The sequence below is a fragment of the Ruegeria sp. AF5 genome, assembly GCF_056541905.1.
Genome location: NZ_JBQFYZ010000026.1, coordinates 18245 through 33085 on the forward strand (window position 1 = coordinate 18245; position 14841 = coordinate 33085).

Annotated in this window: 15 protein-coding genes; 11 read left to right on the forward strand and 4 right to left on the reverse strand. The window is 58.6% G+C overall.

Annotated features, from left to right (window positions below):
* Positions 1 to 176: 176 nt before the first annotated feature.
* From ACR0DS_RS19550 to ACR0DS_RS19565, 4 genes are all read left to right on the forward strand, one after another.
* Complete coding sequence (locus ACR0DS_RS19550) at positions 177 to 1196, forward strand: substrate-binding domain-containing protein (RefSeq protein ID WP_480489243.1); 1020 nt, start codon at positions 177 to 179, stop codon at positions 1194 to 1196.
* A gap of 107 nt (positions 1197 to 1303) precedes the next feature.
* Positions 1304 to 2377, forward strand: coding sequence for an ABC transporter permease (locus ACR0DS_RS19555; RefSeq protein WP_480489245.1), 1074 nt, complete (start codon positions 1304 to 1306; stop codon positions 2375 to 2377).
* Entirely contained in the window at positions 2377 to 3153 is a 777-nt protein-coding gene (locus tag ACR0DS_RS19560; protein ID WP_480484881.1) for an ATP-binding cassette domain-containing protein, read from the forward strand. The genes ACR0DS_RS19555 and ACR0DS_RS19560 overlap by 1 nt, the downstream gene beginning before the upstream one ends.
* Positions 3150 to 3785, forward strand: a complete 636-nt coding sequence (locus tag ACR0DS_RS19565; RefSeq protein WP_480560726.1) for a nucleoside/nucleotide kinase family protein — start codon at positions 3150 to 3152, stop codon at positions 3783 to 3785. The genes ACR0DS_RS19560 and ACR0DS_RS19565 overlap by 4 nt, the downstream gene beginning before the upstream one ends.
* Before the next feature lie 40 nt (positions 3786 to 3825).
* On the opposite strand, the gene ACR0DS_RS19570 is transcribed toward ACR0DS_RS19565, so the two are convergent.
* Positions 3826 to 4536, reverse strand: a complete 711-nt coding sequence (locus ACR0DS_RS19570; RefSeq protein ID WP_480560728.1) for an aspartate/glutamate racemase family protein — start codon at positions 4534 to 4536, stop codon at positions 3826 to 3828.
* On the reverse strand, positions 4533 to 5237 hold the full coding sequence (locus ACR0DS_RS19575) for a GntR family transcriptional regulator (RefSeq protein WP_480560730.1): 705 nt from the start codon (positions 5235 to 5237) through the stop codon (positions 4533 to 4535). Before ACR0DS_RS19575 ends, ACR0DS_RS19570 begins: the two co-directional genes overlap by 4 nt.
* 111 nt (positions 5238 to 5348) lie before the next feature.
* On the opposite strand from ACR0DS_RS19575, the gene ACR0DS_RS19580 reads away from it, so the two are divergent.
* On the forward strand, positions 5349 to 7043 hold the full coding sequence (locus tag ACR0DS_RS19580; RefSeq protein WP_480560732.1) for a thiamine pyrophosphate-binding protein: 1695 nt from the start codon (positions 5349 to 5351) through the stop codon (positions 7041 to 7043).
* Here ACR0DS_RS19580 and ACR0DS_RS19585 read toward each other — a convergent pair.
* Positions 7004 to 7924 (reverse strand): LysR family transcriptional regulator, encoded by a 921-nt coding sequence (locus ACR0DS_RS19585; RefSeq protein ID WP_480484886.1) that lies wholly within the window; start codon positions 7922 to 7924, stop codon positions 7004 to 7006. The two genes, ACR0DS_RS19580 and ACR0DS_RS19585, sit on opposite strands and share 40 nt — an antisense overlap.
* Positions 7925 to 8021: 97 nt before the next feature.
* On the opposite strand from ACR0DS_RS19585, the gene ACR0DS_RS19590 reads away from it, so the two are divergent.
* The 6 genes from ACR0DS_RS19590 (at position 8022) to ACR0DS_RS19615 (ending at position 14296) form a co-directional block, all read left to right on the forward strand.
* Entirely contained in the window at positions 8022 to 9155 is a 1134-nt protein-coding gene (locus ACR0DS_RS19590; protein WP_480560734.1) for an enolase C-terminal domain-like protein, read from the forward strand.
* Positions 9152 to 10402 carry an NAD(P)/FAD-dependent oxidoreductase gene (locus ACR0DS_RS19595; RefSeq protein ID WP_480560736.1) on the forward strand — a complete coding sequence of 417 codons (1251 nt, stop codon included), beginning with the start codon at positions 9152 to 9154 and terminating at the stop codon, positions 10400 to 10402. The genes ACR0DS_RS19590 and ACR0DS_RS19595 overlap by 4 nt, the downstream gene beginning before the upstream one ends.
* A gap of 54 nt (positions 10403 to 10456) precedes the next feature.
* Complete coding sequence (locus tag ACR0DS_RS19600) at positions 10457 to 11434, forward strand: TRAP transporter substrate-binding protein (protein ID WP_480560738.1); 978 nt, start codon at positions 10457 to 10459, stop codon at positions 11432 to 11434.
* A 70-nt stretch (positions 11435 to 11504) separates the two neighbouring features.
* The gene (locus ACR0DS_RS19605; protein ID WP_267365461.1) at positions 11505 to 12038 is read left to right on the forward strand and encodes a TRAP transporter small permease; all 534 of its coding nucleotides are present in this window, start codon (positions 11505 to 11507) and stop codon (positions 12036 to 12038) included.
* Between the two features lie 4 nt (positions 12039 to 12042).
* Positions 12043 to 13356: a TRAP transporter large permease gene (locus ACR0DS_RS19610; RefSeq protein WP_480560740.1), complete on the forward strand. Its 1314-nt coding sequence runs from the start codon at positions 12043 to 12045 to the stop codon at positions 13354 to 13356.
* Between the two features lie 7 nt (positions 13357 to 13363).
* Entirely contained in the window at positions 13364 to 14296 is a 933-nt protein-coding gene (locus ACR0DS_RS19615) for a hypothetical protein (protein ID WP_480560741.1), read from the forward strand.
* 32 nt (positions 14297 to 14328) lie between these two features.
* On the opposite strand, the gene ACR0DS_RS19620 is transcribed toward ACR0DS_RS19615, so the two are convergent.
* Positions 14329 to 14691, reverse strand: a complete 363-nt coding sequence (locus ACR0DS_RS19620; protein WP_480484893.1) for a cupin domain-containing protein — start codon at positions 14689 to 14691, stop codon at positions 14329 to 14331.
* Positions 14692 to 14841: the final 150 nt, after the last annotated feature.

The window sequence follows — 14841 nt, forward strand, 5'->3', positions numbered from 1 at the left end:
ATCCCCTTCATGACGACAATGTTGAAACCCTTCCTTTCTGTCAATAATAAATAAGAGTGATTTATTTATTGACTCGAAATTCGAATCTTGTGATGGTTTTCACGTTCGATCGGGCCGGTTTTCGCCCGATCAAACGTATGCCCGGACGGGCATTGGGAAAACTGGGAGGACTACCGATGAAACTTGCGAAACTTGCAGGCGCCACGGCGCTGGCGGTTACGGCCATGGCAAGCAGTGCAATGGCCGAAGGTGAAACCGTTTGCCTGATCACCAAGACGGATACCAACCCTTTCTTTGTTAAAATGAGAGAGGGTGCCACAGCCAAAGCCGAAGAGCTTGGCATGACGCTGAAGGCCTTTGCCGGCAAAGTCGACGGCGACCACGAAACTCAGGTTCAGGCCATTGAAACCTGCATTCTGGATGGCGCAAAGGGTATCCTGCTGACCGCGTCGGATACGTCGTCCATCGTTCCGGCGGTGCAGCAGGCCCGCGATGCCGGGCTGCTGGTGATTGCGCTGGACACCCCGCTTGAGCCTATCGACTCGGCCGACGCGACCTTTGCCACCGACAATTTCCTTGCGGGGCTTCTGATTGGACAATGGGCAAAAGCCACTCTGGGAGATGCGGCAAACGACGCCAAAATCGCCACGTTGGACCTTGCGGTCAGCCAGCCCACTGTGGACGTGCTTCGCAATCAGGGGTTCCTGCAGGGGTTCGGTGTTGATTTGGCCGATCCGAACGTGATCGGCGATGAAGACGACCCGCGTCTTGTTGGCAGCGATGTCACCGCTGGCAACGAAGAAGGCGGCCGCCGCGCGATGGAAAACCTGCTGGCCAAAGACCCGATGATCAACGTGGTGCATACCATCAACGAACCGGCGGCAGCGGGTGCTTACGAGGCGCTCAAGGCTATCGGGCGCGAAAATGACGTGCTGATCGTTTCCGTCGATGGCGGCTGCCCCGGCGTGCAGAACGTGGCGGACGGGGTCATCGGCGCAACATCCCAGCAATACCCGCTGCTGATGGCATCGCTGGGCGTTGAGGCTGTCAAGAAATGGGCGGACGAAGGGACGAAACCCGAGAACACACCCGGTAAGGACTTTTTTGACACTGGCGTGGCGCTTGTGACGGATAAGGCCGCCGACGGCGTCGAGTCCATCTCGGTTCAGGAAGGCATGGACCTCTGCTGGGGTTAAGCTGAACGTACGGAAGGCCGCTGCGCGGCCTTCCACTTATCAAAACCACCCACACGCCCGAAACCTTGCTAAAGTCGTCATAAACCTGACGCTTTGGGGGAAGTTCCATGTCCGATTCTTCACGACAAGCCGACGATTTCGAAACCGCCGCAAAGGGCAGCCCAGAGCAAGTTGCCGAATTTGACGATCACCAACGCGGATTTGTCGGAACGGTTCAGCATTTTCTGCATGTGAACCCGTCGCTGGTCCCGCTGATCGTCCTTGTCGCTGCAATCGTCATCTTTGGTGTCTTGCTGGGCCCCAAGTTCTTTTCGCCCTTTGCGCTGACATTGATCCTGCAACAGGTTCAGATCGTCGGGATCGTGGCCGCGGCGCAGAGCCTTGTGATCCTGACCGCAGGCATCGACCTGAGTGTTGGGGCCATCATGGTGATGTCGTCGGTTGTGATGGGGCAATTCACTTTCCGCTATGGAATGCCGCCTTCGGTTGCGATTGTGTGCGGCCTTGCTGTTGGCTCGGCAATCGGGGCCTTGAACGGGTTTCTGGTCAGTCGCATCAAGCTGCCGCCTTTCATCGTCACCCTTGGCATGTGGCAGATCGTTCTTGCGGCGAATTTTCTTTATTCACAAAACGAAACGATCCGGTCGCAGGAGATCGAGGAACACGCCGCCATCCTGCAACTGTTTGGTGCCAAGTTTAACCTGGGCGGGGCGGTGTTTACCGTTGGTGTTGTCTTCATGCTGGCGCTGATCCTCGTCCTTGCATACGCGTTGCGGCACACGGCCTGGGGCAGGCATGTCTATGCCGTCGGGGATGACCCCGAAGCGGCAGAACTGTCTGGTGTCAACGTGCACCGCACGCTGATATCCGTGTACATGCTGTCCGGGCTGATCTGCGCCTTTGCGGGCTGGGCCCTGATTGGCCGGATCGGGTCGGTTTCGCCAACCTCGGGCCAGCTGGCCAATATCGAAAGCATCACGGCGGTCGTGATCGGAGGGATATCGCTGTTTGGCGGTCGCGGGTCTATTCTGGGGTCCCTGTTTGGTGCCCTGATCGTGGGTGTCTTTACGCTTGGGCTGCGGTTGCTGGGCGCGGATGCACAATGGACGTTCCTGCTGATCGGCATCCTTATCATCGCAGCGGTCGCGGTCGACCAGTGGATCAGAAAGGTAGCAGCCTGATGGAACCCATTCTCAAAGGACGGAACCTTGTGAAACGCTACGGCAAGGTGACTGCGCTGGATCACTGCGATTTTGACCTGATGCCGGGTGAGATTCTGGCGGTGATCGGCGACAATGGCGCGGGTAAGTCGACGCTGATCAAGGCAGTGTCGGGCGCAGTGACGCCAGACGAAGGCGATGTCTGGCTTGAAGGTCAAAAGGTGAATTTCCATTCACCAATCGACGCGCGTGAAGCCGGTATTGAAACCGTCTACCAGACGCTTGCCATGTCCCCTGCCCTGTCGATTGCGGACAATATGTTTATGGGGCGGGAAATTCGGCGAAAGGGGCCGCTCGGGTCGTGGCTTCGAATGCTAGACCGTCCGGCGATGGAAAAGTTCGCCCGCGAAAAGCTGAGCGAACTGGGTCTGATGACCATCCAGAATATCAATCAGGCCGTCGAAACCCTGTCGGGTGGACAACGTCAGGGCGTTGCCGTGGCACGTGCAGCGGCGTTCGGGTCCAAGGTCATCATTCTGGACGAACCGACAGCAGCACTGGGTGTCAAGGAAAGCCGCAGGGTCCTTGAACTGATCCAGGATGTGAAATCACGCGGCATTCCGATCATCCTGATCAGCCACAACATGCCTCATGTATTCGAAGTCGCAGACCGGATTCACGTGCACAGGCTGGGAAAACGCCTGTGTGTGATTGACCCCAAGGACTATTCGATGTCCGACGCCGTAGCATTCATGACCGGGGCCAAGGACGCACCGCCCGAGGATCAGGCTGCATGACCGGTGGCGGCACCGCCCCTGACGTTCTGGCCGACAGCATCGTCGACGCCGTTGAGGCGCTGCCGCCGGCCCGACACCGGCAACTTGTCGCGATTGCGGGCCCGCCCGGATCCGGGAAAAGCACCGTTGCCAGCCTTGCCACGGCCAAGCTGAACCGGCGCGGCGTGTCAGCAGGGCTTGTGCCAATGGACGGTTTTCACTTTGACAACGCGATCCTGAAGGAACGCGGGCTTTTCGCCCGCAAGGGCGCGCCGGAAACCTTCGATCTTGCCGGGCTTCATGCCTTGCTTGTGCGTTTGCGCACCGAAGATGAAGTTGCAATTCCGGGCTTCGACCGAAAGCTTGATCTGGCGATCGCTGCCCGATCAATGATCTCGCCTGATCAGCGGGTCGTTCTGGTTGAAGGCAATTACCTTTTGCTGGATGAACCGGGCTGGGTGGGCCTTCATCCCTTATGGGCGCTCAAGGTGTTTCTGGGCGTCGATCTTGCTACACTGGAAACCCGGCTCACCGACCGTTGGGTTGGGTTTGGGCTGGACAAACAGGCCGCAAGAGAGCGGGCGCTTTCAAACGACATTCCGAATGCCGAGCGGGTGATCCGGAACTCGGTACAAGGCGACCTGAACCTGTGACATCTTAGGGCGGGTCAGTCAGAGCGCCCGTGTCACCTGTCTAGTAGGTGGGCGGCACAAGACCGGCCTGAAACCATGTCACGAAAGACACGATAGAAAACACGGGCAGCCCTGTGGCGCGCTGAATATCGGGTGCGTAGGGGCACATATTCGTGCATTCCAGCACGATCGCGCCAAGATCGGGGTGTTTCGATGTCAGGGCCATTGCGGCTTCGACATTGTCCTTGCGGGCCTTTTCCACATCAAGGCCAAGCTCATTTCCAAGGATTGCGCGGGTGAACTCCGCCCCGCCTTCGGTCGTGCCGATAGGCGTGTCCAATGGAACATTGGCAGCCAGCAAATGGTCTTGGGTCAGAGTGGAGGCTGATATGGTCAGAACCCCGGCGCGTTTTCCCGCTGGCAGGATGCGGTTGACCATTTCAACCTGCATCAGGGACGATGTGGCCACCGGAACAGGCACTGCCTGGGCCAGCTCTTTTTGGAACAGCGACAGAAACCCGCAATTGGTGGTAATCCCGTCCACACCATCTTTGACAAGCTCCTGCGCCGCGTCGATGAACACGTCGAGCATGCCTTCGGCTTTGTGCCGGACCACCCGATCCGGCGAAGCATCGCGCACAATGCGATAGTGAACCGGAAAGGGCCAGGTCTGCGCGTTGCCCATATCGCCGGGAATGCGGGGAAAGCGGGCATCCAGCATCAGAATGCCGACAGACGCGCCGTAGATGGATTTTCCGCCCTGCGCGATCATCGCGCAACCTCCTCGATGATACGGGTCGAAATATCGTCCGACCCTTCCATGTAGATGTTCGAAATCCCGTGACGCACGGCATCCTGCACCTGATCCATACGTTTGGAGATATGTGCAGCCAGAACCCGTGCCGCCTCATCCGCGTTCCGGTTCATCAAAGCCTGCATGACGCGTTTGTGTTCGTCCTTTGAGCGTTGCACGCGGTCGAGACTCATGGAGATCCAACGGATATAGCGGATACGGTCATTGATCCGCGTCAGGGTTTGCAACAGTTCCATGTTTCCGGACAGCTTCGCGATACCCAGATGAAACGCCTCATCCCGGTTGACGGCTTCTTCAACAGTCAGACCGGTGATGTCGATGCCCGTTGCGTAAAGCTCATCCCGCAGCAATTGCAGGTCTTCGTCCGATGCCTTGGCACAGGCCGCGCGCACCGCCGCTGTTTCAATGATCTGGCGCAGTTCGAACAGGTCGAACACGCTTTGCGCATCCAGCGGGCGGCAGAAAAAGCCTTGTCCGGGGCGGAAGTCGAAAAGCCGTTCGGCAACCAGACGGTTCAACGCCTCGCGCAGCGGGGTGCGGCTGACGCCCAGATCCCTGGACAACGCCACTTCGTTCAGGCGGTCGCCGGGGCGCAGGCGAAACGAAACCGCCATCGCCTTGACCTGATCATAGATATCGTCGACGCGCGGACCCGCCATTACCCCTGCCCTTCTTCGTTTGAATCACAGGTGCCACACGCTGAACTTGAAATCAATATACAAAACTGTATACAGGTCTGCGTACAGTTTTGAAACAAGGGACTCGCAACCATGACAGGGACAAATTTTCTGACCGGAGCCGAAGCCATGGTGCGCATGCTGGAAGCGCATGGTGTGACGCATATGTTTGGCCTGTGCGGCGATACCACTTTGCCCTTTTATGATGCCCTTGCCCGGATGGATCACGGCATTCAGCACATTCTGACACGGGACGAGCGGCACGCAGCCTATATGGCGGATGGCTATGCCCGCGTCACCGGCAAGCCCGGCGTGTGCGAGGGCCCGTCCGGCGGTGGTGCGACCTATATCTTGCCCGGAGTGGTCGAGGCCAACGAAAGCTCGGTTCCGATACTCGCGATCACGTCAGATGTGGCAACGACCAGCCGCGGCAAATACCCGTTGACTGAACTGGATCAGCCTGCGCTGTTCCGGCCTCTGGCCAAATGGAACACATCCCTCGACGACGCAGCGCGGCTTCCGGCCATGGTTCGGGCCGCCTTCAGGGCGATGACGACCGGCACGCCCGGTGCGACGCATCTGGCGCTGCCGTTTGACACGCAGAAGGGGCAGGTAGACGAGGCTGAAATCTGGGCGGATGACAGGCACCGCAGCTATCCCGCTGAACGGGCCGCACCTGACCCGGACGCCATCGAAGCAGCGGCTGCCATTCTTGCAGGGGCCAAATCCGCGGTTGCGGTCTGTGGTGGCGGGCCGGTTTTGTCCCGGGCGACCGATGCGCTGCGCCGGGTTGCAGGCCTGCTGGACATGCCCGTGGCCACGACCGTGTCGGGTCAGGGGTCCATTGCCGAGACCGACCCGCTTGCCCTGGGCGTTGTCGGGTCGAACGGGGGCATCCCGGCAACCCGCGCAGTCGTGGATCAGGCCGATGTCGTTTTGTTCATTGGCTGCCGCGCCGGTTCGGTCACAACGGAACGGTGGCGAAGCCCCGGGCGCAGCACCACGATCATCCATATCGACAGCGATCCGATGGTGATCGGCGCCAATTACCAGACCGAAGTGGCTATCTGCGCTGATGCCCGTCTGGCGCTGGAGGCTTTGGCGCTGGCACTGGAAAACCGGCAGGACCTGACCAGCCAAGGCGGAGCAGCCAAAGCCCGCGCCGCTTGGGAGGCCAAGAGGACCGCGTTCGCCCCGCTGGCCGCAAGTCGCGAGACGCCGATCCGGCCCGAGGCTGTCATGGCGTCCTTGATGGACATTCTGGATGACGACTCGATTGTGGTCGCTGACCCCGGCACCCCCTGCCCCTATTTCAGCGCATATTACCGCTGGCGGAAACCGGGGCGTCATTTCATCACCAACCGGGCACATGGGGCGCTGGGGTATTCGCTGGGCGCGGCCATGGGGGCACATGTCGGGCGGCAATCGGTTAAAACCCTGTCGGTCATGGGCGATGGCTCGTTCGGGTTCACCTGCGGCGAGTTTGAAACGATGGTCCGGCACAATATGCCAATCACTTCGATCGTCTTCTCGAACTCAGTCTTCGGATGGATCAAGGCTGGCCAGAAAGCGGGATTTGGTCAGCGCTATTACAATGTTGATTTCAACCGGACAGACCACGCCGCTGTTGCGGCGGCCTTTGGCGTCAAATCCTGGACCGTCAAAGACCCCGAGGATCTGACGCGCGTGCTGAAACAGGCGATTGAGCATGACGGCCCAACACTTGTCGACATTCACTCACAGCCGCTTCACGAAGCGGCCGCACCGGTCTCGGAATGGGTCGCGTAAGCGGCAATTGACGGGGTCAACTGGGCCAGAAATTCCTGCGCAATCGTGGACAGAGGGCGTCCCTTTGCCGTGATGATCGCAAGATCCAGCATGACTGGCGGCGCAAATGGGCGGGTCAGATACCCGCTCTCGTCGTCAAAGGTCACGGTAAAGGGGTCGATCATCGCGACCCCCATACCCTGTTTTACAAAGCTCAGCAGGTTTTCGGAAAGATGGGTGTGTATCTGGGTGCGCCATGTGTGACCGGATGTCTGAAAGATGTCGCGGGTCCGGCGATGGGTCTGATGTTCCGGCCCCATTACGATGAAGGGTTCGTTTTCCAATATCTCTGGCGTCAGAACGTCGTGCTCGGCCAAGGGACTGCCCTCAGGAAAAGTCGCGAGCGTTTCAAACTGAAACTCCTGATAGTTCAGTGTGTCATGCAGAATGGGCATCTCGACAATACCGATTTCAAACAGGCCCGAGATGACCCATTCCTGAATCTTGGATGAATATTGCGACTGAAAGCTGACAGACAGGTTGGGGCGCGTTTTGGCAAACCGCGCGATCTCGCGGGGCATGAAACCAAAGGACAACAGGTGCGGCGCGGCAACCTGCAACTGTCCGGGATGTTTGTTTTGCAAATCGGTCACGGCCTGCGCCACGTGGTCCAGCCCGCGCACGACCGTGTCGACCTCGCGAAATAGCATCTCGGCCTCAGGGGTTGGCAGCAATCGGCCTTTTGTCCGTTCAAACAGAGGCAGACGCGCTTCGCGTTCAAGCTGTGCCAGAAGGTTGCTGATGCCGGGTTGCGATATCCCAAGAACCGAGGCCGCGCCGGTCACAGTTCCGGTTTCCATTATGGCATGAAAAGCCTGAAGTTGGCGAAAGCGCAGGGACAACGATGATCACATCACTTTTTCTGATGAACTTACGAAAATATAGTATTTGAAATGATAGTCCGGTCAAGGCAGGCTTTCCCCATCGACAGGGGGCGAAATGAGCAATCTGGCACAGAAAATCATCGGTTATGACCTGTGGCATCTTGAACTGCCGGTCACATCCCGCCGGGATCACGGCATCGGATCGGTTGAAGGCGTTTGCGAAGTCGTCATCCTGCGCCTGACATCCGAGGATGGCACCCAAGGGTATGGCGAGGCGTCGCCCTGGTCGGTATTCACCGGAACACCCGAAGCGAGTTTTGCCGCGCTGGACCGTTATCTGCGCCCTCACGTTCTTGGGGCATGCGTTGGGGATCGGGCCGCCATCATGGCACGTGCGGCTTACGCCGTGGCACATTGCACCGAAGCCAAGGCCGCGCTGGAAACCGCGCTGTTGGATTTGGCAGGCCGGATCAGCGGTGTTCCGGTCTGGTCCTTGTTGGGTGGTCGCTTCCGCGACAGCATTCCGCTGAGTTGTTCCATCGCAAATCCCGACTTTGCCCAGGACATCGAACTATTGGCACGCCTGCGTGAGGATGGTGTTCGGATTGTCAAACTCAAGACCGGGTTCAAGGATCACGCCTTCGACATCATGCGGCTGGAGTACCTTGCCCAGAACTACCCGGAGCTCTCGGTCCGCGTGGACTATAATCAAGGGCTCAGCATTGATGATGCGCCATCGCAGGTGCGGGACGTCGCTCAGTTCAAACCGGATTTCATTGAACAACCTGTCCGCGCCCATCAGTTTGGCATGATGGCAAAGCTGCGGCAGATGACGGATGTTCCCCTTCTGGCCGACGAAAGCGTCTTTGGCCCCGAAGACATGGAGCGCGCAGCCCGCGAAGGGATCTGCGACGGGGTTTCGGTGAAGATCATGAAGTCAGGCGGCCCGACCCGCGGGCAGACGGTTGCGCGCATCGCTGCGGCCCATGGCCTGTCGGCCTATGGTGGCGATATGTTCGAGGCTGGACTGGCCCATTTGGCAGGCACGCACATGATTGCCGCGACACCGGAAATCTCTCTGGGCTGCGAATTCTATCAGGCGTCCTATTTCCTGAAAGAGGACATTCTGGAGCAGCCATTTCAGGTAAAGGACGGTCAGGTATGCGTGCCTCAGAGCTCCGGACTTGGCGGCAGACCTGACCTGACCAAACTGAATCATTATGCGGTTGCCAAGGCGGTGACAGAATGACGGAAAAGAAAACCATAGCCATCATAGGGGCCGGAATTGTCGGCGTGTCGACTGCGGTCTGGTTGCAGCGGGATGGTCACGACGTGATCCTGATCGACAAGGCAGGCCCTGCCGAAGGTACCTCGCACGGGAATGGCGGGGTTTTGGCCTCGTGTTCGATCGTTCCGGTAACAGTCCCCGGATTGTTGGGAAAAGCACCGAAGATGCTGATGAGCCCCTCGCAACCGTTGTTCCTGAAATGGGGGTATTTACCAAAGCTTCTTCCGTGGCTTTGGAAATACCTCAGACATGCAAACGCCGCCGACGTCGAGAGGATCGCCGCAGCACTGACATCCATCGTTGGCGACAGTCTGAATGATCACAAGGCGCTGGCGGCCGGAACGGGGGCGGAAAAGTGGCTGGTTCCTTCAGATTACCTGTTTCTTTACAGGGATCGCGCACATTTTGAGGAAGATGCCTTTGGTTGGGATATCCGGCGCAGGAACGGGTTTCAGTGGGACGAATTGGAAGGTCACGCCTTCCATGAATATGACCCGGTTTACAGTCAGGGCATCGGATTTGCCGCCCGGCTTTCAGATCATGGCCACATCACCGACCCCGGCCGGTACGTGAAAGACCTTGCCGCGCATGTTGAGGCGAACGGCGGTCGCTTCATACGCGCAAATGTCGAAGATGTGGTTCGGGAAAACGGACATGTCACCGGTGTTCGGGCCGGTGGCGAGACAATTGCTTGTGACGCAGCCGTCGTGACGGCCGGGATCTGGTCGGGCCCATTGGCAAAGCGCTTGGGAGTTTCTGTTCCTCTTGAAAGCGAACGTGGTTATCATCTTGAATTGGTAGAGCCTTCCGCGATGCCGCGCAGCCCGGTTATGGTTGTCTCGGGCAAGTTCGTTGCGACACCGATGGATGGGCGCATACGCTTGGCGGGCATTGTTGAGTTCGGAGGGCTGGATGCGCCGCCCTCGCGCGCTCCGTTCGAGTTGATGCGCAAAAATGCCCGGGCGGCGTTCCCGGGCGTGACATGGAAGGAGGAAGTGGAATGGATGGGGCACAGGCCCGCCCCGGCTGACTCGATCCCGGTCATTGGCGATGTGCCCGGTATCAAAGGGGCCTACATGGGCTTTGGTCATCACCATATCGGCCTGACAGGCGGGCCAAAAACCGGGCGCCTTCTGGCGCAGATGATTGCGGGCAGAACGCCAAATGTCGACATGAGCGTCTACGCGCCGTCACGATACGCAAAATAACAAACAAACCGGTGAAAAACGCCGGTGTTTCCAAATTCAACAGGGAGAAGAATGATGAAGAAACTGACGAACCTTCTGGCGGCAACTGCGCTGACTGCCACCGCTGCTGCACCCGCCATGGCCGAAAAATGGGACATGCCGATGGCCTATTCGGCGTCAAACTTCCACTCGGCCACGGGTGCGGAATTTGCCAAATGCGTCACCACCGGCACCGGTGGTGAGATCGAAATCGTCACGCACCCGTCCGGATCGCTGTTCAAGGGCGCCGACATCAAACGCGCGATCCAGACCGGACAAGCCCCGATCGGTGAGCGGTTGCTGTCCGGACATCAGAACGAAAACGCATTGTTCGGGTTTGATTCCATCCCGTTTCTTGCAACTTCATTCGACGACAGCGCCAAGCTTTGGGAAGCAGCCAAACCTTCGATCGAAAGCCTGCTGGCCGAACAAAACCTGACACTGCTTTATGCAGTGCCGTGGCCGCCGCAGGGTCTTTATTTCAAAAACGAGGTGAACTCGGTCGCCGAGATGAAGGGTATCAAGTTCCGCTCGTACAACAACGCCACTTCGCGGCTGGCCGAGTTGACCGGGATGCTGCCGGTCACCATCGAAGCGGCTGAAATCAGCCAGGCTTTTGCAACCGGGGTCGCGGATTCAATGATATCGTCGGGATCAACCGGGTATGACCGCAAGGTTTGGGAAAGCCTGAACTATTTCTACGAGGTCGACGCCTGGCTGCCGCGCAACTATGTGATGGTCAATTCCGACGTCTGGTCTGGTGTATCCGATGCCAACAAGAAAGTCATCAAGGGCTGTGCGGAACTGGCGGAATATGCCGGGAACTGGCGCGCTAAGGAATACACCGGCTTTACCTTGCAAGGCCTGCGGGATGGCGGCATGACCGTTGGCCCGGCATCGGATCAGATGGTGCAGGAGTTGAAAGAGATTGGCGTGACCATGACCAATGAATGGCTGGAGGCCGCTGGGGACGAAGGCAAGGCCATCGTCGACGCCTTCAATTCGTCGCAGTAATCCTTTCGGAACGGGCGGTGGCATATCCTGCCGCCCGTTTCACATCCAATCAGAACACAGCGGGGACGGCATGGCGGTTTTGCGAGGGCTTCGGTCCGTATTGGATTTCATTTATCTGGCGGCAGGGGTTCTGGCGGCGCTCAGCCTGATTGCCATATTGCTGCTGATCGTGGTGCAGATGCTGGCCCGCTGGACCGGCGAAGTGTTTCCCGGCGCACCGGACTATGCCGGTTATGCGATGGCTGCCGCCTCTTTTCTGGCTTTTGCCAACGCGCTGAACCGGGGCAGTCACATCCGTGTATCGATCCTGCTGAACGCAGTGCCGGACGGGGTGCGGCGCGTTCTTGAGGTTTGGTGTTTTGCCATTGGCACGGCTGTTATGTGGTATTTCTGTTGGTATGCCTATCGCTTTGTCTACTGGAGCTGGAAGTTCAACGATGTCAGCCAGGGGCAGGATAGAACCGCCCTTTGGATCCCTCAATCCGCGATGCTGATCGGTGCCGTGATCCTTGCCATCGCCCTGACGGATCACCTGATCCATGTCCTTTTCCGCGGTGAACATCGGATCGTCCGCGATCTGGCCGATCAGAGCCACGGGGAGTAAGCGCATGGAAAATCTGTCTGTTATCATCCTCTTCCTCTTTGTGCTTTTTACCCTGTTGGGCACCGGCGTGTGGGTCGGACTGGCCCTGATGGGGGTTGCCTGGGTCGGGATGGAGCTGTTCACGACACGCCCCGTGGGTGACGTGATGATCACGACCATCTGGTCGGCATCGTCCTCGTGGACCCTGACCGCCCTGCCGATGTTCATCTGGATGGGCGAGATCCTGTACCGAACGCGATTGTCCGAGGACATGTTCAAGGGACTGTCGCCCTGGATGGCCCCCCTGCCCGGTGGTCTGGTGCATACGAATATCGTTGGATGTACTGTCTTTGCCGCTGTCTCGGGGTCATCGGCGGCAACCCTGACGACCGTCGGAAAGATGTCGATCCCCGAGTTGCGCAAACGCAATTACCCCGAACGGATGATCATCGGCACGTTGACCGGTGCCGCGACGTTGGGGCTGATGATCCCGCCCTCGCTGACCCTGATTGTGTACGGGGTGACGATCAATGAATCGATCACCAAGCTGTTCTTTGCCGGTATCCTCCCCGGTCTTGTTCTTGCGGCGATGTTCATGGGCTATGTCGCGCTGTATTCCAAGCTGGGAAAGGACTGGAACCCAAACGACGAAAGCAAGCTGAGCTTTTCCGAGAAAGTCAAAAACTCACGCTTTCTGCTGCCTGTGATCCTGCTGATCACAGTTGTCATCGGCTCGATGTATCTGGGCTATGCCACCGCGACCGAAGCCGCGGCTTTCGGCGTGATCGGGGGGCTTTTGCTGGCCGCCGGTCAAGGGTCGCTGACTTGGAAGACCTTTACCGAAAGCCTGATGGGGGCCACGCGCACCAGCGCGATGATCGCCCTGATCCTTGCGGGGGCGGCCTTTTTGTCGCTGTCGATGGGGTTCACCGGCCTGCCGCGCGGACTGGCCGACCTGATCGCAGGATGGGACCTGACTCGGTTCGAGCTGCTGATGGTGTTGCTGGTTTTCTACATCATTCTGGGATGCTTTCTGGACGGGATATCCTCGGTCGTGCTCACCATGGCCGTGGTTGAACCGATGATCCGTGACGCCGGGATCGACCTGATCTGGTTCGGCATCTTCATCGTGGTTGTTGTCGAGATGGCGCAAATCACACCGCCAATCGGGTTCAATCTGTTCGTGATGCAGGGCATGACAAACCACGAAATGAGCTACATCGCACGCGCCGCGATCCCGATGTTCCTGATCATGGTATTGATGGTTTTCATCCTCATCTGGTTCCCGGATCTGGCGACATGGCTGCCGGAAAATCTGCGCCAAAGCCCGGGCGGGTAGACCGGCCTTGAACCCGCTTCATCTGGCGGCGCGCCATGGCCCTCATGTTCTGATCGCCGGGCTGGCGGCTGGGCTTCTGCTGCCGTCTCTGGCCGAGCCGATGCGAAACCTGCTGCCGCCTCTGGTCGTTTTGTTGCTGTTCGTCACAGTCCTCAGGATGAACCCGGAAACCATTCTCGGGTCGCTGAGTGATCTGCAGAAGGTTGCATTCACAGTCATCGGGTTTCAATTCGTGATGCCGCTGATCGTGCTGGCCATCGGGTTTGCGGGGGGGTGGACTGGAACGCCTGTCCTTTTGTCCCTGCTGATCATGGCGGCGGCCCCGTCCATTTCAGGCAGTCCCAATATGTGCCTGATGATGGGCCATCCGCCTGAACACGCGATGCGGCTGATGGTTGTGGGTACGGCACTGTTGCCGCTGACCGCATTGCCCGTATTTCTGCTCATGCCCGAACTGGGGGATATTCAATCTGTCTTGCAGGCCGGGTTGCAATTGCTGCTAACCATCGTACTTGCAACCGCGGCTGCCATTATCACCCGGCGCACAGTTCTGCGTGCACCTTCACCCGCGATGCTGCAGAATTTGGAGGGATTGGCGACACTTACCTTGGCCGTCTTTGTCATCGGGCTGATGCCTTCGGTCAGCGCCACGGCCCTGAACAATCCCGCCATTGCAACCTTCTGGATCGCGCTCGCCTGTCTGGCCAATTTCGGGGCACAAGCCGTTGCATTTCACCTGAGCCGAAACCGGCTGCCCGCAGACAAATCGACCGCGATATCGATCATCGCGGGAAACCGGAACATCGCCATATTCTTTGTCGCCCTGCCACCCGATGTCACCGCCCCGATCATGGCCTTCATCGGCGCGTATCAGATCCCGATGTACCTGACGCCCATGATCATGCAGCGCCTTTATGGCAAGAACAACTACCCCTCGTAACGGCATCTGCACTTCGGAGCACCTTGCGGGTCTTACGTGCAATCCCGGATCACAAAGTGCTTCGTCGTTTCCTCAATGACTTCCCAATAGCCGCGAAACCCGTTCGGGATCAGAAAACTTGCCCCGTCGCGAAAATCCTGTCGGGTGCCGTCTTCGTGGATCAAAGCGCAATGGCCTTTGACAATATAGCAATATTCGTCTTTGTCCGTGAACGCATGCCATTTTCCGGGCGTCGAGGTCCATGTGCCCGCCGACAACTTGCCATCCGGACTGGTAAAATGCATCCCGATCTGGTGATGCGGATCGCCTTCGACAACGCGGCCCGGAAGATCGGCCAGACGCCGTTCGCTGCGTGTTGCGGGCGCACCGAAGAGATTGAGAACCTGAGATGTCATGACATCATACCCTCCTGCTGAGCGTGTGTTTCAAAACAGCACGACCCCCCTCTGCGCGTTGATGGCCCCTTTTGTGATGCGGGGGTCGTTGCCTTCGCTGAGGGCGATTATGGGACGGGTGGCCGGAGCGTTTTGCCGCAACAGCTCGAC

Coding starts and splice junctions, on each gene's coding strand:
- ACR0DS_RS19605 (WP_267365461.1), top strand. CDS start 11,505: ATGGCGGTTTTGCGAGGGCTTCGGTCCGTATTGGATTTCATTTATCTG.
- ACR0DS_RS19595 (WP_480560736.1), top strand. CDS start 9,152: ATGACGGAAAAGAAAACCATAGCCATCATAGGGGCCGGAATTGTCGGC.
- ACR0DS_RS19610 (WP_480560740.1), top strand. CDS start 12,043: ATGGAAAATCTGTCTGTTATCATCCTCTTCCTCTTTGTGCTTTTTACC.
- ACR0DS_RS19550 (WP_480489243.1), top strand. CDS start 177: ATGAAACTTGCGAAACTTGCAGGCGCCACGGCGCTGGCGGTTACGGCC.
- ACR0DS_RS19575 (WP_480560730.1), bottom strand. CDS start 5,237: ATGGCGGGTCCGCGCGTCGACGATATCTATGATCAGGTCAAGGCGATG.
- ACR0DS_RS19555 (WP_480489245.1), top strand. CDS start 1,304: ATGTCCGATTCTTCACGACAAGCCGACGATTTCGAAACCGCCGCAAAG.
- ACR0DS_RS19590 (WP_480560734.1), top strand. CDS start 8,022: ATGAGCAATCTGGCACAGAAAATCATCGGTTATGACCTGTGGCATCTT.
- ACR0DS_RS19620 (WP_480484893.1), bottom strand. CDS start 14,691: ATGACATCTCAGGTTCTCAATCTCTTCGGTGCGCCCGCAACACGCAGC.
- ACR0DS_RS19565 (WP_480560726.1), top strand. CDS start 3,150: ATGACCGGTGGCGGCACCGCCCCTGACGTTCTGGCCGACAGCATCGTC.
- ACR0DS_RS19570 (WP_480560728.1), bottom strand. CDS start 4,536: ATGATCGCGCAGGGCGGAAAATCCATCTACGGCGCGTCTGTCGGCATT.
- ACR0DS_RS19600 (WP_480560738.1), top strand. CDS start 10,457: ATGAAGAAACTGACGAACCTTCTGGCGGCAACTGCGCTGACTGCCACC.
- ACR0DS_RS19560 (WP_480484881.1), top strand. CDS start 2,377: ATGGAACCCATTCTCAAAGGACGGAACCTTGTGAAACGCTACGGCAAG.
- ACR0DS_RS19580 (WP_480560732.1), top strand. CDS start 5,349: ATGACAGGGACAAATTTTCTGACCGGAGCCGAAGCCATGGTGCGCATG.